27 protein-coding genes, 1 tRNA gene and 1 pseudogene are annotated in these 24,617 nt (G+C 64.3%); 16 read left to right on the top strand and 13 right to left on the bottom strand.

Annotated elements, in window-relative coordinates:
* Window positions 1–6 precede the first annotated feature (6 nt).
* Together ACFWAY_RS25205 and couO are read left to right on the top strand one after the other, a co-directional pair.
* Entirely contained in the window at window positions 7–2,085 is a 2,079-nt protein-coding gene (locus tag ACFWAY_RS25205; protein WP_378512567.1) for an acetoacetate--CoA ligase, read from the top strand.
* Window positions 2,082–2,975, top strand: a complete 894-nt coding sequence (couO, locus tag ACFWAY_RS25200) for a 4-hydroxyphenyl-beta-ketoacyl-CoA hydrolase (protein ID WP_378512566.1) — start codon at window positions 2,082–2,084, stop codon at window positions 2,973–2,975. Before ACFWAY_RS25205 ends, couO begins: the two co-directional genes overlap by 4 nt.
* A gap of 6 nt (window positions 2,976–2,981) precedes the next feature.
* Here the strand turns inward: couO and ACFWAY_RS25195 are convergent, their stop codons facing one another.
* The 10 genes from ACFWAY_RS25195 to ACFWAY_RS25150 all read right to left on the bottom strand — a co-directional run bounded on the left by ACFWAY_RS25195 (window position 2,982) and on the right by ACFWAY_RS25150 (window position 10,479).
* Window positions 2,982–3,275 (bottom strand): ParB N-terminal domain-containing protein, encoded by a 294-nt coding sequence (locus ACFWAY_RS25195; RefSeq protein WP_378512565.1) that lies wholly within the window; start codon window positions 3,273–3,275, stop codon window positions 2,982–2,984.
* Between the two features lie 89 nt (window positions 3,276–3,364).
* Window positions 3,365–3,802, bottom strand: coding sequence for a hypothetical protein (locus tag ACFWAY_RS25190; RefSeq protein ID WP_378512564.1), 438 nt, complete (start codon window positions 3,800–3,802; stop codon window positions 3,365–3,367).
* A 32-nt stretch (window positions 3,803–3,834) separates the two neighbouring features.
* Window positions 3,835–4,056 carry a hypothetical protein gene (locus ACFWAY_RS25185; RefSeq protein ID WP_378512563.1) on the bottom strand — a complete coding sequence of 74 codons (222 nt, stop codon included), beginning with the start codon at window positions 4,054–4,056 and terminating at the stop codon, window positions 3,835–3,837.
* A 386-nt stretch (window positions 4,057–4,442) separates the two neighbouring features.
* Entirely contained in the window at window positions 4,443–5,042 is a 600-nt protein-coding gene (locus tag ACFWAY_RS25180; protein WP_378512562.1) for a CopG family transcriptional regulator, read from the bottom strand.
* 566 nt (window positions 5,043–5,608) lie between these two features.
* The gene (locus tag ACFWAY_RS25175) at window positions 5,609–5,833 is read right to left on the bottom strand and encodes a helix-turn-helix domain-containing protein (RefSeq protein WP_378512561.1); all 225 of its coding nucleotides are present in this window, start codon (window positions 5,831–5,833) and stop codon (window positions 5,609–5,611) included.
* Window positions 5,834–5,929: 96 nt separating this feature from the next.
* Window positions 5,930–6,169 (bottom strand): DUF2188 domain-containing protein, encoded by a 240-nt coding sequence (locus tag ACFWAY_RS25170; RefSeq protein ID WP_378512560.1) that lies wholly within the window; start codon window positions 6,167–6,169, stop codon window positions 5,930–5,932.
* 52 nt (window positions 6,170–6,221) lie between these two features.
* Window positions 6,222–7,412, bottom strand: coding sequence for an XRE family transcriptional regulator (locus tag ACFWAY_RS25165; protein ID WP_378512559.1), 1,191 nt, complete (start codon window positions 7,410–7,412; stop codon window positions 6,222–6,224).
* Entirely contained in the window at window positions 7,409–8,110 is a 702-nt protein-coding gene (locus tag ACFWAY_RS25160) for a hypothetical protein (RefSeq protein ID WP_378512558.1), read from the bottom strand. Before ACFWAY_RS25160 ends, ACFWAY_RS25165 begins: the two co-directional genes overlap by 4 nt.
* Window positions 8,111–8,359: 249 nt before the next feature.
* A complete protein-coding gene (locus ACFWAY_RS25155) occupies window positions 8,360–9,676 on the bottom strand; it encodes an ISL3 family transposase (protein ID WP_378512557.1) in 1,317 nt (438 codons plus the stop codon).
* Window positions 9,677–9,819: 143 nt separating this feature from the next.
* Window positions 9,820–10,479 (bottom strand): hypothetical protein, encoded by a 660-nt coding sequence (locus ACFWAY_RS25150; protein ID WP_378512556.1) that lies wholly within the window; start codon window positions 10,477–10,479, stop codon window positions 9,820–9,822.
* A 330-nt stretch (window positions 10,480–10,809) separates the two neighbouring features.
* Between ACFWAY_RS25150 and ACFWAY_RS25145 the strand changes: the two genes are divergently transcribed.
* A complete protein-coding gene (locus ACFWAY_RS25145; protein WP_378512555.1) occupies window positions 10,810–11,265 on the top strand; it encodes a DUF6338 family protein in 456 nt (151 codons plus the stop codon).
* 234 nt (window positions 11,266–11,499) lie between these two features.
* On the opposite strand, the gene ACFWAY_RS25140 is transcribed toward ACFWAY_RS25145, so the two are convergent.
* Entirely contained in the window at window positions 11,500–11,805 is a 306-nt protein-coding gene (locus tag ACFWAY_RS25140) for a hypothetical protein (protein ID WP_378512554.1), read from the bottom strand.
* Window positions 11,806–11,986: 181 nt separating this feature from the next.
* On the opposite strand from ACFWAY_RS25140, the gene ACFWAY_RS25135 reads away from it, so the two are divergent.
* The 9 genes and pseudogenes from ACFWAY_RS25135 (at window position 11,987) to ACFWAY_RS25095 (ending at window position 20,915) form a co-directional block, all read left to right on the top strand.
* Window positions 11,987–12,286 (top strand): LGFP repeat-containing protein, encoded by a 300-nt coding sequence (locus ACFWAY_RS25135; protein ID WP_378512553.1) that lies wholly within the window; start codon window positions 11,987–11,989, stop codon window positions 12,284–12,286.
* A 431-nt stretch (window positions 12,287–12,717) separates the two neighbouring features.
* Window positions 12,718–13,557 carry a tyrosine-type recombinase/integrase gene (locus ACFWAY_RS25130; protein ID WP_378512552.1) on the top strand — a complete coding sequence of 280 codons (840 nt, stop codon included), beginning with the start codon at window positions 12,718–12,720 and terminating at the stop codon, window positions 13,555–13,557.
* A gap of 38 nt (window positions 13,558–13,595) precedes the next feature.
* On the top strand, window positions 13,596–15,608 hold the full coding sequence (locus ACFWAY_RS25125) for a tyrosine-type recombinase/integrase (RefSeq protein ID WP_378512551.1): 2,013 nt from the start codon (window positions 13,596–13,598) through the stop codon (window positions 15,606–15,608).
* A 208-nt stretch (window positions 15,609–15,816) separates the two neighbouring features.
* Window positions 15,817–16,863 (top strand): tyrosine-type recombinase/integrase, encoded by a 1,047-nt coding sequence (locus ACFWAY_RS25120; protein WP_378512627.1) that lies wholly within the window; start codon window positions 15,817–15,819, stop codon window positions 16,861–16,863.
* Window positions 16,864–17,196, top strand: coding sequence for a helix-turn-helix domain-containing protein (locus tag ACFWAY_RS25115; RefSeq protein ID WP_378512550.1), 333 nt, complete (start codon window positions 16,864–16,866; stop codon window positions 17,194–17,196). It abuts the gene before it with no gap.
* 3 nt (window positions 17,197–17,199) lie between these two features.
* The gene (locus ACFWAY_RS25110) at window positions 17,200–19,644 is read left to right on the top strand and encodes a hypothetical protein (RefSeq protein ID WP_378512549.1); all 2,445 of its coding nucleotides are present in this window, start codon (window positions 17,200–17,202) and stop codon (window positions 19,642–19,644) included.
* A 221-nt stretch (window positions 19,645–19,865) separates the two neighbouring features.
* Window positions 19,866–20,087, top strand: coding sequence for a hypothetical protein (locus ACFWAY_RS25105; RefSeq protein ID WP_378512548.1), 222 nt, complete (start codon window positions 19,866–19,868; stop codon window positions 20,085–20,087).
* 4 nt (window positions 20,088–20,091) lie between these two features.
* Window positions 20,092–20,175, top strand: a pseudogene (locus ACFWAY_RS25100) (hypothetical protein); the annotation flags it as partial.
* Window positions 20,176–20,204: 29 nt separating this feature from the next.
* A complete protein-coding gene (locus ACFWAY_RS25095) occupies window positions 20,205–20,915 on the top strand; it encodes a peptidase inhibitor family I36 protein (protein ID WP_378512547.1) in 711 nt (236 codons plus the stop codon).
* Between the two features lie 19 nt (window positions 20,916–20,934).
* Here the strand turns inward: ACFWAY_RS25095 and ACFWAY_RS25090 are convergent, their stop codons facing one another.
* A complete protein-coding gene (locus ACFWAY_RS25090) occupies window positions 20,935–21,366 on the bottom strand; it encodes a hypothetical protein (protein ID WP_378458807.1) in 432 nt (143 codons plus the stop codon).
* A gap of 531 nt (window positions 21,367–21,897) precedes the next feature.
* Here ACFWAY_RS25090 and ACFWAY_RS25085 point away from each other — a divergent pair.
* The gene (locus ACFWAY_RS25085; RefSeq protein WP_378512546.1) at window positions 21,898–22,530 is read left to right on the top strand and encodes a Clp protease N-terminal domain-containing protein; all 633 of its coding nucleotides are present in this window, start codon (window positions 21,898–21,900) and stop codon (window positions 22,528–22,530) included.
* A gap of 383 nt (window positions 22,531–22,913) precedes the next feature.
* Here the strand turns inward: ACFWAY_RS25085 and ACFWAY_RS25080 are convergent, their stop codons facing one another.
* Window positions 22,914–23,126: a hypothetical protein gene (locus ACFWAY_RS25080; RefSeq protein ID WP_378512545.1), complete on the bottom strand. Its 213-nt coding sequence runs from the start codon at window positions 23,124–23,126 to the stop codon at window positions 22,914–22,916.
* 232 nt (window positions 23,127–23,358) lie between these two features.
* Between ACFWAY_RS25080 and ACFWAY_RS25075 the strand changes: the two genes are divergently transcribed.
* From ACFWAY_RS25075 to ACFWAY_RS25065, 3 genes are all read left to right on the top strand, one after another.
* A complete protein-coding gene (locus ACFWAY_RS25075; protein ID WP_378459228.1) occupies window positions 23,359–23,505 on the top strand; it encodes a hypothetical protein in 147 nt (48 codons plus the stop codon).
* A gap of 294 nt (window positions 23,506–23,799) precedes the next feature.
* Complete coding sequence (locus ACFWAY_RS25070; protein ID WP_378512544.1) at window positions 23,800–24,090, top strand: DUF4193 domain-containing protein; 291 nt, start codon at window positions 23,800–23,802, stop codon at window positions 24,088–24,090.
* Window positions 24,091–24,266: 176 nt separating this feature from the next.
* Window positions 24,267–24,340 (top strand) — tRNA-Ile (locus tag ACFWAY_RS25065).
* Window positions 24,341–24,617 lie beyond the last annotated feature (277 nt).

Below are 24,617 nucleotides of genomic sequence, written 5' to 3'. Positions count from 1 at the left end.
CCAACGATGTCAGTTCTCAGCGAGCCCACCGCCGGCCGGCCCGTCACGTGGCAGCCCACCGTTCGACAACAACAACAGTCCCGACTCTGGGACTTCATGACCTGGGTCGGTGAGCACCGGCACGTTCACCTGACCGACTATCGCGCTCTCTGGCAGTGGTCCGTGCACGACCTGTCCGCCTTCTGGGACTCGGTCCGCGAATACTTCGGGGTCCTCGGCGACGGATTCGACGAACCCGCCCTGGCCGAGGACCGGATGCCCGGAGCCTGCTGGTATCCGAACGCGACACTGAACTTCGCCGAAAACGTCCTGCGGCACGCCCAGGACCCCGCCCTCGCCGGCACCACCGCGCTGTTGACCGTGACCGAGGAGAACGCCGTCACCGAACTCACCTGGCGGCAACTCGACGCCCAGGTCGCCTCCCTGGCCGGTCACCTGCGACGGCTCGGTGTCGAACCGGGAGACCGCGTCGCGGCGGTACTGCCGAACCTGCCCGAGGCCATCATCGGACTGCTGGCGACCGCGAGCATCGGTGCGATCTGGACCATCAACTCACCCGACCTGTCCGCGGCCGCCACACTCGACCGCCTGCGCCAGCTCGAACCGAAGATCCTGATCGGAGTGGACGGCTACCGCTTCAACGGAAAGGACTTCGACCGGCGCGAGCACCTGACAGCGGTGGAAGCCGGCCTGCCCGGCGTCCGGCACACCATCGTCGTCCGCAACGCGTATCCGGCAGCGCCCGAACCGGACTGCGCCCGACTCGACTTCGCGGCCCTGGTCAACGATACCGCCGCCGCCGACTACCACCGCGTCGCGTTCGATCATCCGCTGTGGATCCTGTTCTCCTCCGGCACCACCGGCGCCCCCAAGGGCATCGTCCACGGACACGGCGGCATCACCTTGGAGGCCTTGAAGGGCACCGGCCTGAACCAGGACATGGGCCCCGGCGACCTCTACTACGTCGCCGCCAACACCTCCTGGATGGTCTGGAACACCCTGGTCAACAACCTGATGTCCGGAGCATCGGTCGTCACCTACGCCGGCTCACCGATGTTCGGCCGCAAAGACCGCCAGTTCGAAATCATCGCGCTGACCGGCGCCACCATGTTCGCCACCGGCGCCGCCTACCTGTCCGTGGTGGAAAAATCCGGCCTGCAACCCCACGCGGACTGGGATCTGTCCCGCCTGCGCGCGATCCTCTCCACCGGATCCCCGCTCCCGGACTCCACCTGGCGGTGGGTGCACGAACACGTCAAACCCGATGTGCACCTCGGCTCCGATTCCGGTGGCACCGACATCTGCAGCGGCTTCATCGGATCCAACCCCCTCGAGCCGGTGCACCTCGGAGAGTTGCAAGGCCCCCTGCTCGGCGTCGCCGTCGAGGCGTGGTCGGAGACCGGCGACCGGGTTGTCGGCGACGTCGGGGAAATGATCATCACCCGCCCGATGCCCTCGATGCCGGTGTTCTTCTGGGGCGACACCGACGGTGCCAAGTACCGCAGCTCGTATTTCGAGAAGTTCCCCGGCGTGTGGACCCACGGAGACTGGATCACCGAAACGACCGACGGCGCGTTCGTGGTGCACGGCCGCTCCGATGCCACCCTCAACCGGGGCGGAGTCCGGCTCGGCAGCGCCGACATCTACGCCGCACTCCAGCACGTTCCGGAAGTGTCGGACTCCTTGGTGATCGGTCTCGAACAGCCGAACGGCGGCTACTACATGCCGTTGTTCGTGACCTTAACTCCAGGCCAGACGTTGTCCGCCGAACTCGACGCCAGAATCCGCGCCACCATTCGGGAACACACCTCGCCGCGGCACGTCCCGGACGAAATCATCACCGCACCCGCCATCCCGATCACCCACGCCAACAAAAAGATCGAGGTACCGATCAAGAAACTCTTCGCCGGCCACAACCCGGCCACCGCCGTCAACCGCGGGTCGCTGGCCAACCCCGAGGCCATCGACTGGTACATCGATCAAGCCCACACGTTCCGCGCCGCCCAAGAAACCACCCGCACCCAAGCACCTGCGGCCGGCGGCGAGTCGAACACACAACTTCCCGAGGAGGTAAACGCACGATGAGCACCAAATACGAGTACGGCATCGACTTCGACAAGATCGACGCCATCGACATCCACACCCACGTCGAGATCGACGGCTGCGGCCACCGGTCCCTCGACGACGAACTGATGGCCGCGTCGGAGAAATACTTCAAGTCCGGCGAGGAACGCACCCCGTCCATCGACGCGATCGCCGACCACTACCGCTCGCGCAACATGGCCGCGGTCGTGTTCACCGTCGACGCGGCCTCGGCCAGCGGACACGCCGCCAACTCGGTCGAGGAAATCGCCGAGGGCGCGGCCCGCCACAACGACGTGCTGATCCCGTTCGGGTCCGTCGACCCCTGGCAGGGCAAGGCCGCCGTGCGGCGCGTGCACCGGCTCGTCGACGAATACGGTGTGAAGGGGTTCAAGTTCCACCCCAGCATGCAGGGATTCGAACCGAACGACCGGCAGTTCTACCCGCTCTACGAGGCCATCACCGAGGCCGGGGTCCCCGCCCTGTTCCACACCGGTCAGACCGGGATCGGCGCCGGACTGCCCGGCGGCCACGGCATCAAACTGCGCTACTCCGACCCGATGCTGCTCGACGACGTCGCCGCCGACTTCCCCGACCTCACCGTGATCATGGCCCACCCGTCGGTGCCGTGGGTCGACTCGCAGATCTCCATCGCCACCCACAAGGCCAACGTCTTCATCGACCTGTCCGGGTGGTCGCCGAAGTACTTCCCGCCGCAGCTGGTCAAGGCCGCCAACAGCATGCTCCGCAACAAGGTGCTGTTCGGCTCCGACTTCCCCGTCATCCAGGTCGACCGCTGGATGAAGGACTTCGAGAACCTCGACATCAAACCCGAGGTTGCGCCCCTGATCTTCAAGCAGAACGCGCTCCGCGTCCTCGGCATCAAACACTGAATCGCCTTACCGCTGCTGCCGCAGGACTAGCACTAGCGGACAACACTCAACGGCACAACACGCTAACTTTCCAGGGAACGTTCGGCACTGGCCGTCTCGCACCCGGATGGTCCCGTCTGCGTAGCGGACGGCCTTGATCGCTTGGAGTACACCGTGTTCGCGGATCGATTCGGTGAGTTCGGCGAGCTTGACCGGGTCGACGGTGTCGCGGGTGTTGGGTTCGATCTCGGCCTCGACCGGGTTCAGGTAAACCAGTTCCGCGTCTGCGGCGGTAGCGATTTCGGTGGTGTTTGCGGTCATGGTGTTCTCTCTCCTAGGGTGAGAGGAGAACACCGGGCAGGTACCAGCTGTCCGGTGTTTCCTTTTTCTCCGTGGGGCTTTCGGCGATGTCAGGCGGTCCGGAGCACCCGCGTCGGCGAGGCTGTGAACAGGTCGGTGTTGATCTGCGCGACCAGCTCACGAGCGACCAGTTCGAGGATCGGTCGCGGGTCGCTCTCCCATCCGGCGAGGATGACGGCCCGACCCCGGATCGGGATGTCGGTGCCTGCCCCGTAGCGGGCGACGATCGCGCGGGCCGCGTCGTTCTCGGGCTGGCGGGGGTCGAAGCGGTGGTTGGCACCGGCGAACAGGCAGGCCACACCGGGGCGGCCGTTGCCGCCGATCGGGTAGGCGGCGAGGCGATAGTCGCGAACGGCGTCCAGTGCCGCGCCGCGCCCATCGGCGATCCGGCGGCTGGTCCAGAAGTCGTCCACACGCATGTCGGTGACCTGCAAGGTTCCGTCGGTTTCGATGGTGATGCCGGTGATGGTGTCGATGCTACGGGTCATGGGGTTCCTCCTTCGGTGATGAGGGTTTGGGGTCAGGCGGTGAGGCCGAAATCGGCCGGGTTCACCGGCCGGTGGGCGGCGAGGATGCGCGGGTCGGCCGGTTCGAGGTCGAAGACCATGCCGAGAAGGACGGTGCGGGTGTCGGTGTCGAGGTCGTCGAATCCCGGATCGCCGGGGATGGCGAGTTCGGCGTAGATCACGCGTGCGACGTCGAACGGGTCGAAGACGGAATCGAGAATGATGGTGTTGCTCAACGGAATGCCTCCCGTGCTCGGATCAGGCACCTGCGGCCCCTGATCGTTCTTTTTGCGCCTGCTGGCAAGGGAGGTTCGGATCGGCGGTATCAGGACGGGGTGCAACCCCTGGGCCGAGAAAGTTTCTCCTGGGAGCGAAGCGAGTACGGGGGAGAAAGTTTCTCGGAGCCTTGTGCCGGCGCAGCCGCCAGGGGTTGTTCCCCGGCCGCCGTCGATCAGAATCGGAAGGCCAGCAGGACAAAAGAACGATTGCTCTTCAACAGAGCGGAGCGCAGCGGAGCATCCTCTCGGAGGACACCGCAGGTGGCCTGGTAACCGCCGAAGGCGGGTACATCGGGATCGGAACTCGCCCCGTTGAATTGGCCAGCGGCTTGCTGGCCGTTTAATCAGTCGTGCAGGGTGCGGCGTCGCACCTGGCGGCGAGCGTGCCGGGCCATGAGGTGCGCCTTGTTCTTTTCGCTGCGGAAGATCTCGCGGTTCACGGCCTGCTCGATCAATCCAGGCTCGTCGAGCACACGCCGCGCGGCGAGGCGCATCAACTCAGCGCGATCGGAGCCGACCCGTGCTGCCAGCGCGTCGAGCTTGTCCCGTAGCGGGGGGTCGAAGTGCACATTCGCCCTGGCTGGATAGATTTCGGGTCGGAGGTCTCGCAGTGGGGCGATGGTCTCCAGGTCCGTGGTGAGGTCACCGGGCTCGTCGAGTAGGCGCCGTAGGGCGACTCTGAGCAGTGCGGTGTTGAGCTTGTCCCCGTATCGGCCGGCGAGTCTCCAGATTTGCTGCTTGCTGGAAGGGTTGACCATGACGTTGACCCAGTCGGACAGTCCGGTGCGATCGGCCTCGCGGAGCATCGGGTGCTTGTAGCGACCGGGGGTTTCGTGGAATCGGTGCAGCGCGATCCGCATGAGTGCGCTGACCGTGGTGTCGTACTCGGCGGCCAGCGCCGAGAACTTCTGCGCGGTATCCGGTTCCAACTTGATCTTGAGCATGACCAGCGGGATCGCCCGCAACGCTTCCGAGAGTCGACGCTGTTCGGCGAGGCCGTTGCCGACGGCTTTGGGTTGGGTGACAAGTCGCCGCAGGCAACACGTATAAGCGCCCCGAAACGGCGCGGCCCGATTCCCTCGGCCATGTCCTCTAGCCTGCGTTTGGTCTCAGGGTCGAAGCGAAGCGCGATGGGATCGCCCACGGGGATCCGACCTGGCCTCGTCTCCGTCATTCCTCGATCTTCTCGTCCGCCTGTGCGCATGGTTGTGCCCCGACATCGGGGGCTTGGGTGACGCCGGGGCACAGGGGGGATGTTCAGAAGCAAAATTGGGGGGATGCTCCAGAACGACCTGACCTGAGTCTACGGCCCGCCCCCGACAGGCGATCACGTGGCCACGAATCGCAGTCAGACGGATTTGGGAGGAGTGAACCAGCGGTCCGCTTGTGGTTGCGCCCCATCACAGGGCGGGGTTCGCACTGGCTGCCCGCAAGTCCGGCAGTAGTGAGAACGATGCCCGCTCATGCCGGTTGCTACCGCGGCATCACAGCCGTTCTCACCGACACGACGCTAGGCCGACGGTTCGACGTCCTGTCGTGGGGGTCGATTGTCGAGAAATCGCAGAAGCTCGATCCAGGGCATTTCGAACGCATCCGCCAAGGCCTCTATGTGGTTGATGTTCATGTCAATCCTGGCGAGCTCGAGACGCTGCAGGGTGGAGCGGCCGACACCCGCCCGTCCCGCGAGGTCGTCCTGAGACCATCCTCGCGCATTACGCAGGGTGCGGAGCTGCACGGCGATGTTGTTACGTATCGCCTCAACTTCCGGCGCGACGATGAGGCCACGGTGCTCCTTTCGATTCCCCGCTACTTCGGAGGCGCTACTCGAACCTCATCCCTTCGAGGACCGCGGGTCATTCCCGGGAGCGATTGTGTCTTGTGCACGAATCGTTCCGTCTTTTCCACGGACCTGCATCTCGCCCCCGCCGTCTTTGCCGAGTATCTCTCGTGCACGGCTGATGCCCTCTGCTTGAGTTCCTGTCACTGCGCTCGCCCGGTTGGAACCCGGCTTGCGCACTTCCCAGGAAGAGTCATCGCGTCGCTGGACAACTCGTTTGTTCGGTCCCGCCATTGTTATCTCCATCGCTCGTGGTACGTAATACGCAGTTCCGCCAGCGCGACAATTACGCTGGTGGAGAAGTTTGAAGCTTCGGAAGCAGGGAAACGACACGTCGTCGGACGCGATCGTCCGGCTGCACACCACTCGCAGTCGTACCTGGATCGGCTTGCGGAGTTCTCGCCGTCGCGGCCCGGAAGAGCTGGCTCGGCACCCTGCATTCGTTGATGAGGATGTCCTGTTCGATCCCTTCCTCACCGAGGATCTCAATCGCCTTCGGCAGCAGGGAGGGCTGTTCGAGGATCTGCACCTGACCCGGCTCACTGCGCCGCCAACCTCGCATCGAAACAGTTGTCATGGCGTTTCGGTAGGAGATGTCATTGAGTTTCCCCAGTTTTCGTGCACGGAACAGCAACGCCTGCATACTCACGCCCCACTGTTCCTTCAACTTGCCGAGCAATACCCACACATTGCCGCTCATGCTGGCGGGGAGCAGGTCGATAACCTCCTCGGCTGGCATCAGCAATTCGGACGCGAATCGGTTCGCTTGTTCCTCGACGATGCGACCTCCAGGCTCCGCGTCGGCATGCATCACAAGATGACCGAGTTCGTGGGCAACATCGAACCTTTGACGGTAGTAATCCCTCTTTGAGGGGTTGAGGACGACGACCGGCCGCAGGTGGCTGTCGAACGAGTACGCGTCGACGGCAGCGGTCTGCACAGGACTGAATACCACGAGGACACCGTGATTTTCGAGCAGTCGGACGACGTGCCCGGCCGGACCACCGCCCATACCCCACTTCTCCCGAACGAAGCGGGCGGCCCGTTCCGGACCGTCCCCGTCGGCATCATCGAGGTCCACTGGAAACACGGGCACGTCCAAGGTCGGGAACTCGACATACCGCTCCAGGCTCGTTGCGATATCGACCGCTAACTGCCCGTATGCCCGAGCTTGGTCTCGAGCGACCTGTGTAGTTGCACGTAACGATCTGAAATGCGGTGTGCTGGTGGGGACCGCAATCTCCTCTTGCCGCACCGCGAAAAAGGCAGGTTCGAGACCGAGCGCCAGAGTGAGTTCGGCGACCGTCGATGCGGTAGGCCGTTTGGTTCCAGACTCCCAGCCCGCCACCGCGGTCGGGCTCTTGCCGATCGCCTGCGCCAGTTCGCTCTTGCGCATCGCGGCGAGCTGGCGGGCAAGGATCAATCGGGAGCCGTCGAACAGTGCAGCTGCGTCTGCCGCCGACATGCCACCGGTCATTGCCGATCACTGGCCTTCGGTAGCGTCGAAGCCACTTTGCGGAGGCGGACCGGAGCGTCGGGAACACCGTCCGGTCCCGACGGCGTAGGCACGCTCGGACGCTGTCCGCCCTGGGTGGGAGGAAGGGTCAGCAGGTTCTCGTACCAGTACCAGGCCTGCCCACCACCACTATTGAAGCGAGTCCGCCCGAAGACCAGCTCGCGTCTCCCGCTGACGGCGTCCAGCGTGTGGGCCACCATGAATGTGGTCAGACTCGGCGCGGTCTGATCTGACTCGGCCAGCTCCGTATCGACGACGTCGAAGAGCGCGAGAGGCTGTTCGGTGGCTGGGGGAAGTTGCAAGGCCACTTGCTGCTTGGCCGGACTTCTCCTGGGCCACGGCAGTATGTCGATCTTGCCGAACTCGCAGGAGGCGAGGAGGAACTGTAGGTCACCGAGAGCCCAACCCGGGCTACCGTCCCGGTTGACCCGCCGCACGAGATCCGCGGGCAACACCGGCATGGATGTACGGTCCTTGTCCGTCAGCTCGACGCGCACCAGGTCAAGCCCAACGTTCTCATCGACTCCGGCTTGCAGCGCGTAGCGACCGCAGGAGAACACACGGTCGAGACGGTCCCGGAAGAGGGTGAACCGGAGAGAACCGAGCAGAGCGGTGTCATACCCCGCATCCTCGGAGTAGTCGTCCAGAGCTCGGCGCACCGCAGAGTCATAGGCCCACCGAACGCCGTCGAGTACCCCCGCAGTCCGCAGCCGAGGAATGATCTACAGTTTCTCACTCACACGGGCAACTATACATGACTTCCCAGTAATCACCGTGTCGAAATGAACCAAACCACGGATTATTCGTTCTATCCATCAACTAGGTTCTATCGGGAAGAGGTGGAGTGCGACTCTGGGGCGGGAGGGAACGACCGATCGGGTTCGCGACATAAATTGGGCCCTACTGACTCATTCGTGGGTGGTTCTGCCGGGTAATTGGGGTGGGTGGCCGCCGAGTCCGAGCATGGCCAGGGCGATGAGGGCATCGGGACTACGGAAGCCGAACGCGACGCGGGTGATGAGTCTGATCTTGGTGTTGACCGATTCGATCCGCCCGTTCGACAGGCCGTGTTCGATCGCGGCGAGGATCGATTCCTTGTGGGTCACGATGCTCTTCTGCAGCGCGACGAACTCGGGAATCCGGCATCGACGGGCCCAGCCGATCCACCGATCCAGCGCGACGACCGCGTCCTCGTGGCGCAGCTGGAACACCAACCGCAATGATTCTTTGAGCAGGTAGGCGCGGTGCAGGACGGGGTCCTCGAGTTCGATCAGCCGCAGCGTCACCGCCTGCTTGCCGGTCAGGTTCTCCGGATTCTTCAGCAGCGCCCACCGACTGTTCTTGACCACGGTGGCCTGCTCGCGGTGCGGATCGGGAGCGTTTCCGGTACCGGCCGATGGCCGACCTCGCGTACCGAACGTTTTGCGTGGCATGGCTTTCGCCCGGGCCCGGTTCCAAGAGCCTCTGCGGACCTTGTCGACCGCGGCGGTGGCCCAGGCCACCACATGAAACGGATCCGCGCACCGGATCGCGCCTGGGCAGCGTTCGGTGACGGCCTTCGCGATCCAGGGCGCCGCGTCGGCGGTGACATGGGTGATCTGCGCGCACCGTTCGGGTCCGAGCAGGTCGAAGAATCCGCGCAACGTATCGGCGTTGCGGCCCTCCGCCGCCCACACCAGCCGGCCCGAATCGTGATCGACGACCACAGTCAGGTACTTGTGGCCCTTTTTGTAGGAGATCTCGTCGATCCCGATCCGCCGCAGCCCCGCGAAACGATCGAAGGTCCGCTCGGTGTCCGCCCACACCCGATCGACGATCGATCCGACCGTGCGCCAGGCGACCTGCATCAGCTCGCACACCGCGGCCTTCGAGCAGTGCGTGGTCAGCCACGCGATCGTCTCGTCGAACCGCGTCGTATGTCCGGCTCCGTGTCGAGCCCAGGGCACATGCGCGACGACCACCCCGTGCTCCCGGCACACCACACGCGGCGCCCGCGCCTCGACGACCACCGTGGTCAGCCCGGCATCGAGGGCCCGCCACCGCCGGCGTCCCGCCCCGCCGTCATAGCCCGGGCACCGAAGCCGGCACACCCCGCACCGTGACCGGGCACGCAGCGTGGGCCGCACGGAGACCACGACGCACCCCGTGGCATCGTCGAACTCGACACCGTCCACGACCGTCTTTTCGACACCGAGGATCCGAAACCATATCCTGTTGTTGCGCACGCCGTTTTCCACATCTGTAGCGACCTGACCTTAGACAAGCCAGAACGCTACGGGGACAACGGCGTGCGCCCCGATACGGCCCTCACGTCACCCACAGATCGGTCAGTAGAGCCATAAATTGCCCGATAGGCGGCCTGGGCGTCCTACGGCCGCTCTCCGAGGACGTTGCTTGCCTCCTCCATTGCAAACACCCAGTCCGCCGTAGGGGTCGAGCGCAGCTCGATAAGTTCGAGTATTCGCATGAGATCGTCGCCGAGATTACGGGAGAAGATCGGCTCATGATGCGCAATCCGATTTCGCAGCTTCCGTATCGCCTCAAGATCGTCATAAATTCGGCGGCGGAGCTGCTCAGCAGTCATCCCCGAAGCATTCGGAAACAGCGTGAGGATCTGGTGATTCCAAATGCGCACATCGTGACGCGCAGTGAACATGCCCTGCCAGAAAGCGAACTTGAGCTCTGCGATCACCTTCCCTGTCGTCGGCTCTCGACGCCGCGTCTCGCGTAGGTCGCGCTGCGGATTAAACGGCCGCCCATTTGGGGAGGGAAGGCTCTGTTCGAACGTGTTGTCCCACGGCCACTGCGGGCCGTAGACAGTCGAGAGCGCATCCGAGACAGCGTTGCGCGTGGACACTTCAGCAAAGTGTGAGGGAAGCATCAGTGCAGCCGATATACGTGCATTCCACCCGTACAGATCGACTGCCTTCGTCGTGTCGCCTCCGGTAGCCGCGACGTAGGTGCTTGAGCGCGGAGCACTCAGTACCCTCCTGATCGCTGCTTCATTCGTTGGCTTGGCAAACGGCATTGAGAGAACGTACACTCATCGCTACGAGTCGTGGGACTTGCGGGCTTCGGCCTCCCCCCGCGGACACAGGAATTAGAAAATAGGACCCCGCGCTGCGGGGTCCTATTTTCGTTGTGGGAGCCTACCTCGGCTCCCGAGCACATAGCCGAGACCGGCCGGGCCGGTCGAGTCACCATCCAAGATTCATGAGTCCCGCTTCGCACGCCTTGCCCGGCCACTGACCAGCTCAGCGGCTTGGGTCGTGATGCTGTCCCGCCGCTGTTACCGAGCGTTGCCTGCAAGTGGCCTGGCTCGGGCCGCGGTGTCGTTGCAGCGAACTAAGGTCGCTCCATGCCCTCGACCTTCCAAGCGCTCGCAGTCGCTCTGCTCGCGCTCTTGCCCGGCGCGCTGTACGAGCTGGCCCGCGAACAGAGAGCCGGGAGATGGGGTCTGCGTGGAGCAGATCAGATATTCCGGCTCCTCGGATTCTCGGTCGCGTTCCAGGTCCTCATCGCCCCGCTGACGTACTGGCTCTACAGCCACTACATCGTCACCGGGCACGGTATCGAGGCCCATTCCTGCGACCGAGGAACGTATCGCACCGCACTACAGGATCTGATTCGCTCCGTACGTTCGATGCGCTGGAGCTGGCCGCATGTGGGGCAGGTTGGGAGCTCGTCTGCTCCTGGTTCTGAACGAGAGCTCACACTGAACGAGAGTTCTCTATCTGGGACGTCGTGGTGCGCACGGGCGCACGTTGTCCGTTCTCAAAGACATTCGAATCAGAACCAAACGACAATACTGTAAAGCGCTGTATAACAATCCATCTCCCGGTTTTGCGACACGCCCGGATCCTCCGTTCAGGTCCCGGAATTTCCGGGTGCGTCCCCTGCAGGTCACTCCATCGATCGAAGCTTCATTTACTCCTGCTGTGACTGATGGGGCTCATGATTCCTGTGAGAAACCTGAACGGCATGGTTTACGTTGCAGGGAGCGACTGGGCCCGCCGCTGACCGAAAGTCCCCTCACAGGAACCGGATGTCAGATGGCCAGAGTGATGAAGTACCTGAAATCGCCGCGTCCAAAACGGCCTTCACCTGCAAAAATGTTGATCGTGGCATCGTTGGCTTCGGTACTGTTCGCGACCGGCGGAGGGATCGCCGCGGCGCAACCCACCACCACACCGACCCCCACGCCGAGCACGACCACCACCACACCGCCGGCACCGACACCCACAGATTCCTCGGCGCAGCGTGCTGCGCCGAGCAGCACCGTTCCTTCGTCTCCATCGGCAACCACGTCGGAAACGGCACCCCCGATTGAATCGACCCCCGAGTCCTCGTCCACACCCGAGGCACCAACATCGCCGCCTTCAGCGAGCGGCCAAGTCGACAGTGGCGCGCCGACAACGACACCCGCCGAGTCCTCCGCCCCGAGCGTAACCTCCGCGCCACCGGCGGACGGGACGAAGATCCCCTACACAGGCAAGCCGACCGAGAACCCCAACGCGACCCTGGTCCCGGGCAAGATGCGGTCGGACCGAGAAGAGCTGCCCGAGGGGTTCACCAAGGAAGAAGCCGACAAGGCCGAGATGAAGGAGGCGGAGCTACAGAAACAAGCTCTCGGCCTCCGGGCCGCGGTGGCACCCGGCTGCCAGGTCTATTGGCCGTCGGATTTCCAGGTCTGCGGCGCCATCCGCGACAAGTACAACTCACTCGGCGCACAGTTCAGTTTCCTGGGCTTTCCCACCACCAACGAACTCACGAACCCCGACGGATTTGGACGTAGATCCGTATTCTTGTTGACTGAACTACGACACGCGTCTTAGCAGTTCACGACTGGTATTCGACGTTTGTGCGTATGGTCTGATTCGTGTCGGCAGCCGAAGAGGTTCCACGAGATTTGGCCAGATTGACAGTCCCTTCGACAGGTTCGTTGAGCGCGACCGGTGACCCTTGGCAGCCGTTGGTGATGATCGACCCGACAGGCGCAGCAGTGGAACCGGTGACCGCGTACTTCCGAGACTTACAGGCCCGAGATTGTGCGCCGACGACGGTGCGGTCGTATGGAATGGATCTGCTGCGGTGGTTCCGATTCCTCTGGTCGATCGATGTCGCATGGAACGCTGCAACGCGCGTCGAGGCCTGCGACTACTCAACATGGATGATATTGGGAGGCAAACCGATTCGACCTCACTGGCGTCACCCGGACGACGTCCCCGCACTGGGCAGTGCGAAGAGGAAGCCGTACTCCCCAGCGGTGAGAGCGCATAGTGAAACGGTGGTGCGGTGCTTCTACGACTTCCACCTCGACACTGGTGACGGCCCGATCATCAACCCGTTCCCACTTGCTCGATCCTCACGCCGTCAGCGGGTGCACGCACACCACAATCCGATGGACTCCTACCGCAACGAACGAACGGGGCTCTATCGCTCGAAGGTCCCCGCACGCATTCCACGGGCAGTGCCCGATGACGAGTTCAACGACATCTTCGCTGCATTGCCCTCGCATCGAGACCGCGCATTGGTCGCGTTCTACGTGTCCACCGGAGCACGAGCGTCGGAGTTGCTGTCGGCAACTGCCGGTGGTGTCGACCCAGGTCAGCAGTTGATCACAGTGGTGCGCAAAGGTACCCGGGCCGAGCAGCAGTTGCCGGCTTCGACCGATGCGTTCGTGTGGTTGCGGTTGTATCAGCTCGAGATGCAGTCGCTGATTCCGAAGGGGCGACGTCAGCCACTGTGGTGGACATCGCGAACACCGTTGCGACCATTGAACTATCACGCTGCGCACCGCATGTTCGAGCGCGCCGCACAACGCGCAGGCAGCTCGGCAACCCTGCACGCTCTACGGCATACAGCGGCGTATCGGATGGCCGAAGATCCACAGTTGCCGCTGACCGACGTCCAGTACGTCCTCGGCCACGCCCAGTTGGCGTCGACGCAGATCTACCTCACCCCACGGACCGAGGATGTGATCCGCAGAGTGCTACTTCATCACGCCGAGCAGACACGGCGCGTGCTCGAGCGGAAAACTCCACCACTCGCTCCCGGATACAGGCCCGAGTCGCTCGATGTGCTGTTCGGGACGGCTGTCCGATGACTGCAATCACCGATTTCGCGACTGAAACTGGGATTGTCGTGGATGAGACCACCCGAAGGACACGTAGGAAGTGGTCGGTTCCGGGCCGAGTCGTCGACGAGCCGTGGTGTGCCACGGAGCTCGACAGGGCGCAGGCGTGGACATTGCTGACGAGCAGCCCGTTCGTGTTCGAGGACTACAACAAACAGTGCGACCGTCGACGCGGGCTCGGACACGTGCTGGACTGGCTCGACGAACAAACCGGTCGAACTTGGCAGGACCGTTGGCGTTCCAGCAACATCGAGAACGCCGGAAATCAGTGGCGCAGCACCCTTGGACGCTGGCTCGAGCAACGCGATCTCGGTGGCAGATACCAGCTCGAAGTGATGGTTCGTGCAGTATCGACGCTGATCGCGGCCGACCTCGTCCGACCATCGCTGGCCTGGTTGATCGTGAGTAAGATGCGCATCAGCATCGTCACCGATGTGCCTCGTGGTCGCGCCGACATCGACTTCGACAGGCTCGACGCACTCTGCGCGTCCGATCCGATGATCTCCACGACGGCGGCGAATCGGTGCCGATATCGCGCTGTGCTGATCATCGCAGCCAAGGGCGGAACGATCAGCGATATCACCGTCGGTGATGTCGTCGAGCTACTGGACACCGAAGCGGGGTTGATCGGTTACGGCATCGGGGCCACCCGAGTGTTCTACCGCCTGCTGCACACCCTCGGAACCTTCGGAAAGGACGCTCCGGAGTCGTTGCGCGAATTGCGTAGTCCCGGCCAACGCAGTCCCGCCGAGCTGATCGATCGCTACCACATCGAGTGCACACCGATCCGCGATCTGCTGGTCGAATACCTCCGCGAGCGCCAACCGGTCCTCGACTACGGCAGCCTGACGGGGCTGGCGCGGATGCTGGGGAAACTGTTCTGGGCGGATCTGGAGAAACACCATCCTGGGATCGACTCATTGCGCCTGTCGGCCGAGGTCGCCGACGCTTGGAAACAGCGATTGCACAGCACAGGCTCTGCCACCGCCGAGGGCGCCATCGACGAGTCAGCTGGTACGCGAATCGGTTACCACGAATGCCTGACACCGGTCCGCGCCTTCTACCTTGACCTCGCACAATGGGCGTTGGAAGATCCAGCACGATGGGGCCCATGGGTTGCCCCGTGCCCGATCCGGGCAGGTGAAATCGATCGACGAAAAGCCACGCTGCGCCGAAAATCCCGGATGGACGCCAGAACGAGGGCACGGCTACCCGTGCTCCCAGCCTTGGTGCGCAGCGTCGATACACGCCGGCGTGAGGCATCGGAATTGCTGGATGCAGCCCTCACCGCGCAGCCAGGTGAAACGTTCACCGCCGCGGGACAGACGCTGGTCAGATCGCTCACCAGAGAATCGACGCCCGGGAAGGTCTGGGCTCACGACCCCGATACCGGGATACGTCGCGATATCAACCGTGAAGAGAGTCAATCGTTTTGGGCGTTCGCAGCAGTGGAGGTTTTGCGTTCGACGGGTGTGCGCATCGAGGAACTGACCGAGCTATCGCATCACAGTCTGATCCAGTACCGACTACCCTCCACCGGGGAACTCGTCCCTCTGCTGCAGATCGCACCGTCGAAAACCGATGCCGAACGACTACTGCTCGTCAGTCCCGAACTCGCCGACGTGCTCTCCGCAGTCATCTCGAGGATCCGCGGCACCACTGGCGCTGTTCCACTGGTACCCGCCTTCGACCTGCACGAACGGACCTGGCTACCTCCCGCGCCCCTGTTGTTCCAACGCCATATTGGATCCGAGAACCAAGCGATCGGCCCCCGGGCGATCCGAGACATGCTCACCACAGCCCTTGCTGCGACCGGTCTCGTCGACCACGCCACCGGTGATCCGCTTCGGTTCACTCCGCACGACTTCCGTCGTGTCTTCATCACCGATGCCATTCTCAACGGCCTACCGCCGCACATCGCCCAAGTCGTCGCAGGCCATCGCGATATCAACGTCACGATGGGCTACAAAAACCCTCGGGAATTGCATCAGACGGGAGCATTTCCGCAGGTCGCCTGCTGAATGCTCTGCGGTAACAGTTCCTCGGTAGGAAATGACACGCCGTCTGAGCTGCACCGCTTGCTCAATGCGCCCGTTTAATGCAAGATCCATGGCTTGAAGGGTCGCGGCAGATCGGGCTTGGGAGGCGACGGTGCGGCGTGGTGACCTAGCGGGTGCAGCGCACCTGGAGCTGGTGTCCGGTGTGGTGCAACTGCGTCCGGAGGACGCCATGGTGGAGGCGATGCTGCGCGGCTGGCGGTCGCAGCAGGCCGCGCGGGGCCTGCAGGAGGAGACGATCGCGCCTCGGGAACGGTTAGTGCACCGGTTCATCTCGTTCACCAACGAGTACCCGTGGCGGTGGGGCCCGGCGCATGTGGATGAGTGGACGCAGTCGCTGACCGGTGAACTGCATCTTGCGCCGTCGACCATCCGGGGTTACCAGACGGATCTGCGCTTGTTCAGCGAGTACCTTTGCGACGCCCGGTACGGATGGACTGCGGTATGCGAGGAGGAGTTCGGCCATGGTGAGCATCCGGTGCCGATCTGCCACGAGTGGAACACGATCGCGCACCTGAACGACTACGAGGGCAGTCCGGAGGCCCGGCCTTTCAGCCGCGACGAGCTGCAACGTTTCCTCGATTACGCGGATGATCAGGTCGACCGCGCGGTGCGGGCGAAACGCAAGGGTGCTTTGGCGGCCTACCGGGACGCCACCTTGTTCAAGGTCGTCTACGGCTGGGGGCTACGGCGCAACGAGACGGCGAAGCTGGATCTGGTCGACTGGGGCCGCAATCCCGCGGCACCGGAATTCGGCCGGTTCGGGATGCTGCACGTGCGTTACGGCAAGGCGGTGCGCGGGCAGCCGCCGCGGCGGCGCAACGTGCCCTCGGTGATGGGGTGGGCGGTCGACGCGGTGTCCGACTATGTCGAGAACATCCGGCCCCGGTTCGGATGCGAGGATCATCCCGCGTTGTGGGTGACCGAACGCGGCGGGCGAGTGAACCCGGCGGAGATCAACGCCCGGTTCGTGGCCTACCGGGATGCGCTGGGATTGACGAAAGCACTTACTCCACACAGTCTTCGACACTCGTGGGTCACTCATCTCACCGAGGACGGAGTTGACCGCCGGTTCATTCAGGAAGCTGTCGGGCACCGGTGTGACACCTCGACGGCACTCTACACGCACGTGTCCGGCGACTTCATGAACACCGCCCTGCGCAGGGCGCTCACCGCGGCCTTCGACGAGAATCGAGACCCGCACCCGAAGGAGACGTAAATGGCACGCAAACTGGACTATCGGTGGAATCTGCGCCAGGTGATGGCCTCCCGCGATATGTTCGCCACCACCGACCTGATCGAACCGTTGGCGCAGCGCGGGATCCGGTTGTCGTCCAGCCAGGTCTATCGGCTGGTCGTTGAGCGCCCAGAGCGGCTGAGCCTGAAAGTCCTGATGGCGCTGCTGGATATCCTCGACTGCACAATGGACGACCTGATCGAGCCGATCGCAGCGGCCGGTACTGCCCGCAGGAAACGTGCCGCCGGCGGCGAGGAAGCCGGCGTCGGTGACCTGCGCCCCAAACGCGCCCGCGTCAGCCGGACCGACGGCTGACCGATGGCTTCCGCGACGGCGGCTGAGGTGCTAGCCGACCCCATCAGGGTGATTGTCGAGTCGGTCCTGGCCCGCGACCCGACCCTGGGTCACGGTGTGGTCGTCGAGATCGCCGAGCGCATCGCGGGCAGCCGCCGGGCCAAACGCCGCCGACTCGCCCAGGCCCTCCTCGACAACCCAGCCCTGTTGGCCGACGGCCGTTCCCCAGCGCCACGAGTCGTCGCAGACCTGCTCATCGCCCTGCGCGCCGCCGGCGCCCGAACCGTGTCGCCGCCGGTCTGCGCCGAGTGCGGCAAGCAGCTGCGGACCATTCAACGCCGCGGCCAGGACTGGTACTGCGGCGTCTGCGGTCCTCCGCCGCCAGAGCCGTGTGGATCCTGCGGCCAACTCCGGCGGGTCTCCTGCCGGGACCGCGAAGGAATGCCCCGCTGCGTTCGATGCCCACCCGACGACGGCGATCCACTCGACGTGATCGTGGACGTCGTCACCGGCGTCGACGCGGCCCTGTCCGCTCAGGTGGTGGCCCAGGCGGTGCGGACCGCCGTTCCTCGAAGCAGCCAACGACGAGCTTTGGCCTGGGCACTGCAGGAGCGGCCCGAACTGCTGACCGGCGCCGGGGCCGAGGCTCCCGTGCCCGCCGTGCTGCGCCTGCTCGACCTCCTCTGCGACGCCGGCGCCACAACCATCGTCCACCCGGCCTGTCCGGGCTGCGACAGGGTCATCCACCTGCACCGGCCAATAGACGGAAAGTGGCTCTGCCGCAACTGCACTGCGAAGTCCCGCGCCCAACCCTGCGCACGCTGCGGAACCGTTCGCGAGGCGGCCACCCGCGACGAGCGCGGCAGACCCCTGTGTCCGCACTGCCTGACCACCGATCCGGCCAACCACGAGGACTGCGCCAGCTGCGGGCGCCGCCGCCCGGTCAGCGTCCGCACCCCGGAGGGGCCGCTCTGCCAGAACTGTCGGCCGCTTCCGACGAGAACGTGCTCGATCTGCGGACGGTCGGCACCCTGCGAGATCTCCATGATCACCTCCCAACCTTGGTGCAGGGCTTGCCAACTTCGCTGGGCCACCTGCCGCGACTGCGGACAGACCAGGCCGATCCGCGGCGGCACCCTCGACGAACCCCTCTGCGCCACCTGCGCCTGCCCTGACCCCACGATCCTGCGAACGTGTCCCACCTGCGGCGACCCCAACCGAGTCCGCTCCGGACGATCCTGTCAGCGCTGCAACCTCCGACGTCGGCTGCGCGGGTTGCTGATTTCCGACACCGGAGACATCCGTCCCGAACTGCAGCAGTTCCACGACATCCTCGCCGGCCACGAACGCCCGGCCACCGTGCTGCGTTGGCTGAACTACAACAAGGGGTCCACCGCCCTGCGGCAGCTCGCGACGGACGCGCGACCACTGACCCACGATCTCCTCGACGAACTGCCCGACGGCAAGCCCCTCGAGCATCTGCGCAGCGTCCTCGTCTCCACGGGCGCGTTACCGCCCCGAGACGAGAACATGGTTCGGCTCGAGCAATGGATCACCACCACGGTCGCCGAAAGATCCGACCCGGACCAGCAGCAGGTGCTACACCGATACGCCGTCTGGCATGTTCTGCGTCGGCTCCGCGGTCGGCTGCGTGACGCCGACACCACCCACGGACAGGCCGCCTCCGCCCAACGAATCATCAACGCCGCCATTGCCTTCCTGGACTCGCTCACCGACCAGGGCCTCACCCTGGCCACCGTCGGGCAGGGCGACCTGGACGCCTGGATGGTGAGCGCGAAACCCAGCCACCGCAACGGCGCGGGAAATTTCATCCGCTGGGCGCGACGACAGAAGCTGACCAGTCTGGACCTGCCGGCCAACCGCTGGTCGGGGCCGTCCGGCGTCATCGACACCGAAACGCGGTGGCAGCAGGCCCGCTGGCTCCTGCACGACGACACCGTCGAGCCGGAAGACCGCGTCGCCGGACTACTCGTCCTGCTCTACGCCCAATGGCCGGCCGTGATCAGCCGCCTCACCCTCGACCACGTCGACACCAACGACGACCGGACCCTGCTCCGCCTCGGCCCGGAGCCAGTGGTGGTTCCGGACCCCCTCGCTGGCCTCATCCGCCAGGTCGTCGGAACCCGACGAGGCCACGCCGTCATCGGTGACCAGGGAACGTCGGCCTGGCTTTTCCCTGGTGGCCGGCCAGGACGTCCAATCAGCGCCGAACGACTGGCCGAACGGCTCCGCCAACTCGGCATCCGTTCCGGACAATCCCGCTCGGCCGCACTGTTTCAGCTCGCCACCGACCTGCCCGCCGCATTGCTCGCCCGCATGCTCGGAATCCACCTTGGCGTCGCCGTCGCCTGGCAACGAGCCAGCAGCGGCGACTGGGCCACCTACGCCGCGGAGATCAGCCGTCGAGCACCCGCAAACGGCAGGCATTCAGACAGTTCCAATATCTGACGTCGCCAGAGGCCATCTACCCCCACGAGGCCATCGAAGCGCACCACGCGTTTCTGGCACGCCGCCGGTCGCTGCGCCCGACCGAGGAATACCGAGTACCAACCGATGCAGAATGGACCGAATTCCTCGGCCATTTCGAGCGTCGCACCGTCTCGACCGGAACATGCGGACGAGCATTCGGAACACCGTGTATCCACGAGCACGCATGCATTCGCTGCTCGATGCTCTGGCCCGACCCCGCCCAACGTCAACGCCTCGCGGACATCCGCGACAATCTCCACGCCCGCATCGCCGAAGCCGAACGAGAAGGGTGGCTCGGCGAGGTCGAAGGACTCCGCATCAGTCTCCTCGGCGCCAACGACAAACTCTCCCAAATCGACCGCAGAAGCCCCGCCAACACCAACGTCGAACTCGGTATGCCTACCATGGCGAAAGACGTCTAGACCCATGTTGCGGAGTCGAGTTGACGGGGCTGCCGAGTTCAGAGAATTTGTCAACGGTCCGATCTACTGGTCCGCTGCTAGCGGTGCGCACCCGGTAGTCAACCACTTCTTTGCCGCGTGGCAACGCAACAACTGGGAAACCGGCCCCTCGGATATCCCACTTCGGACGAGATCGTCAACCCCGACGGATTCGGTCGCCGGCAGGAGTTCCAAAACACCGCCGCCATCTACTGGAACGCCAACCAAGCCTGGGCGGTGCGTGGCGCCATCCGTGATAGATGGAACGTCGTCAATGCTGAGCGCCCCGATAGCCTCCTCGGATATCCCCTTTCCGACGAGGTCGTCCTCCCCGACGGACAAGGCCGCATGAACCGCTTTCAACGCGGCGTCATCTATTTTTCGCCTACGACGGGAGCGTGGGATGTTTCCGGGGCCATCGAACAGATGTGGGCCGGCGAAGGCTATGAGGCAGGAGCTTGGGGATATCCGACTGGCGCTCAGTATCAAGAGGGGCAGTACATCAAGCAGCCGTTCCAACACGGAACCATTGCCTATACGGCCGAGGTCCCTGTGTCGGCGTGCGAGCCTGACGCGGCATGCTTCTGGACAGGCACGTACTACACGGGCAATAGGTATATAGCGACAGGCTGGAGCGGTTGCCAGCCCACTGTTGCCCCTCTCAGATCGAGCATCAACAACACCGGCTACGTGTTCGAGTTGTTCTCGGGACCCAATTGCACCGGGAAGAGGGCATACGCGGGCTCGCCCTACCACGGCTTCGCAGCCCAATCAATGAACGCATGCTTTACGTGCCGACCGTCGAACTAGGGTGCTGGGCGGGTGTTCTCTAGCGAGAGATTGCGATGGTGATCGCGCGGTTGTCGATCGACGTGTCGACCGCGATCTCGGGTGTGCTGCTTCGGGTTCCGACGAAGGATTGCGCCACAGTGTCGCTGCTTGGGTAGCTGAGAACCTCGACTACTGCCGATGCGTCGCTGTCGGGCGTGAGGCGCATCGGCAGGCCGGGGCCCTCGCCGGCTTGATTCGAGTCCACCGAGGTCAGGTCGAGCTGCAAAATGCACGATCCTGAAATCTGCACGGCACCGTCTGTTCCTCGAAGAAGCGGCATTTGTACGAAGCGGGCGGACCAGCCCATCGATCCGTCGCCACCCAGACGAAAAGTGACGATCTCGCCGTTCGGGGTCCGCTCGAGATCGATCGAGTCCAGCGATGGTCGAGTCGGTGAAGGGGGAAAAGATTCACCAGGCGACACCGGCACCAACCCAGTGGGGACCGGCGGAGGATTGCCGACGAGGAGCTGCCCGGAGAACGACTCGAACTGTTGACACTGTCCATCCCGTGTCGTCTCACCGGCACCGGGGCTCGGGGGGGTCTCGTCCGGCGCTCCGCACGCGGTCGACAACCCCAGAACGGGAAGGCACAGGGCGAGGGCTGCCACAACTACTTTGCTTCGCTTAGCTTTGAGCACGTTGCAATCCTTCGTGGTCAGCGGTCGCCAGGGAATATCGCCTCATCAGCTCTATCGTCCCACTATCCGATTCCGTTCCAGAGCATGTCCGGCGGCCGCAACCCATCCGCCCCTCCCACCGCTCGGCACGTCCATGCCGCTGACGTCGCCGCTGTTCCGCCCACGCGACCGGATCGCAGCCGACCTACTCGCCTCCGGCGTCCTCACCGCTCACATGCGCGGATTCGGGATCGAACCAACCGGGGTCACAACGCCATTACGCCCACAGCGTCGTACCGATCCCACCCATATCCACCTACACACCGCACCAGGGTCCCCAGAATGAACATCAGAAAGTTCGGCAGTGGATTGCGGAGGGAGCGCGTAGTGGTGTTCGAGAGATTCTCCGATCAAGCCCGTCAGGTGGTCGTCCTCGCCGCCGGAGCCGCCCGCACCCACCACCAGAACTCCGTCGGCACCGAACACCTGCTGGTCGGGATCTTCGAGGCCGGCGGCCCCGGAGCGGCAGCGCTGACCTCATGGGGTGTCACCGCGCTGGCACTCGAGAGCAAGCTCGAGGGTGTCAGCGCACCGGCGGGCTCCGCACCGGCCGCGGGACACATCCCGTTCACTCCGAAGACGAAGAAGGTCCTCGAGGGCAGCCTGCGCCAGACCGCCCTGCTCGGGCACGAGGAGATCGGCACCGACCACCTCCTCCTGGCCCTGCTCGACGACCCCGCCTCCACCGGCGCCCAGATCCTCACCGACCTCACACCCCTCAACATCAGCGAGATGCGCCAGCACCTCCAGCACGAACTCGCCCAGCAACCCACTCCCGGCCCCGCCCACCGCATCCCCATCCGGCTCAGCGACGACGAATACACCCACGCCCACGACGCCGCCCGCACCGCCGGCCAGAACCTCGAAACCTGGATCCACGACCGCATCACCGACGCCCTCAACCAATCCGAATAGCAGCAGGTTCAGTCGGGGGGTGAAGAACAACTCCACCCCGATGAAGAACCACGCCACCAACGCCGCCACCGGCAAGAACGCACACACCAACGGCACAGCGAACTGCCGGGCGGGCCGCCACGGAACCATCACCAACCCGAACACCAGCAAGGCCGGTGCCACCTCGTCCACACCACCCATCATCGGCCGTGCCGATGATGAAACACCCCGGGACGTGTCATCTTCCCAGGTCAGAACGTTCACCCAGGGCGCGGTTCTTGCCGTCCATCCACGCGATCACATCGAACACCCGCAGTGCCGAAATCTCCTCGCGACGAGTGGTCCGACTACACCACACCCGCCCCACAATCATTCAGCGAGAGTTTCCAAACATTCTGCGGCACTTAACTTCCGAGTGTACTTTGCTGACGCAAGGCTATGCTCACGACGGTGATGGTGACGATGTCCGTGGACAGCAGGGCGGCACGGGCGATGCGGCGCCGGTCTCCTACCGCGGCATAGTCACGCTGGATTCCGGACAAGGCGCGCACGATCTCCTGCCCGGTCGAGGACTCGTGGCCGATGCGGTGGTGGTGATGGGCGATCGCGCCCCCCAATTGGTCAAGGTGGCCGGCGCATACTCCCGAATGCGGTCCGGAGCGATGATGTCGGCGGCATCGACGAGGTAGGCCCCGTAGGCCCGGCTGTGCGAGTGGCAGCCGGTCGGAGGTGGGCACGGAAAACGTAACGCAACTCGGTGTGACTCCGATCACATGTAAGCGTGGTTGTCGGAACAGCCACGCGGCTGCCGCGGCGGCCCAGCACCCAGACGACGAAAGCAGAATTCTGATGGCGACACCCCCTACCCCGACGATTTCCGTATCCACATCCCGCACACTGCGGCGGCCCAGCGTGATGAGCACCGCCGAGATCAAGTCGAGAATCGAAGCCATGTACGCCGACGACCGCCGACCCGACACTCCGACTGCGCGCTGACACGCGTGGCGCTTTGTTTCTGCTGCGTACGCCCGAACTGGATCTGCTTACACTCGAAACTGGATCGATCACTCGGCCTCGAACGCCACCCGCCCCCTCCCCTACATCCCCAAATCCACTGCCAGAAAACGACAATGGGAAACCCAGCAAGACGGAACCGAACCGGCGGACCACGATCCCCGCCGCCCCCGGAATGCTGAGGCCACCGCACGCCATGACCCCGGGAGCGTGTCGCGGGGGCCGGACCCTCTAGCCTGGCGGGTCCGAACACGCAGAGCATGAGGAAAGAAGAGCATGGCCACCGACTACGACGCACCGAGAGTCACCGACTCCGACGAGACGGACACCTCGCTCGAACAACTGACCGCCAGCAGGAAAGACACCCAGTCCCCCGTCGTCGACGTCGAGGACACCGACACCGCAGAGTCGTTCGAGCTGCCCGGCGCCGACCTGTCCGGTGAAGAATTCACCGTCCGCGTCATCCCGAAACAATCGGACGAATTCACCTGCACCAGTTGCTTCCTGGTCCATCACCGCAGCCGCCTCGCCCATGATGCGCAGCTGATCTGCCGAGACTGCGCCTAAAGACCATCGACACATCCGAAAACCTCGGACGTCTCCACACAGAAGGCGGTGCACCCCTCCTGACGTCACCTACCTGACCGGAGACACCACCACCGTGTGTCACTGCATCGCACACACTCGGTCCGAAGGGCCGGCGGTACCATCACCACGCCCGCGATAACGAATAGTGCAGTGACGGGGCGGTAGCTCAGTCGGTTAGAGCCGTGGACTCATAATCCATTGGTCGCGGGTTCGAGCCCCGCCCGCCCCACCGCCTTCACCGACCATCCGGTGTTCCCCGCTCGCTCTCCGTGTCGATGATGTCGGCAGGGCGTTGTGGTGAAGTCCGAGCCCAGGACACGTCGGGCTCGTCCACCATCGCCGGCCCACGATCACGGTGATGCCGGCGATCACCGCCTTCGGCGTCTCGCCGGTCGGGACATACCCCGGCGGGGCAAGGTATCTGCGGATTCGCACACCGTTGTGGGGTCCCGTTTCGCGTGTTCGGAGCGATATCCTGGTAGGACGTTTTCGTGAGGTGAGCGCCG

This window comes from Rhodococcus sp. NPDC059968, from assembly GCF_042738615.1.
Classification (GTDB): Bacteria; Actinomycetota; Actinomycetes; order Mycobacteriales; family Mycobacteriaceae; genus Rhodococcus_F.
This window is presented reverse-complemented; position numbering and strand designations above follow the sequence as displayed.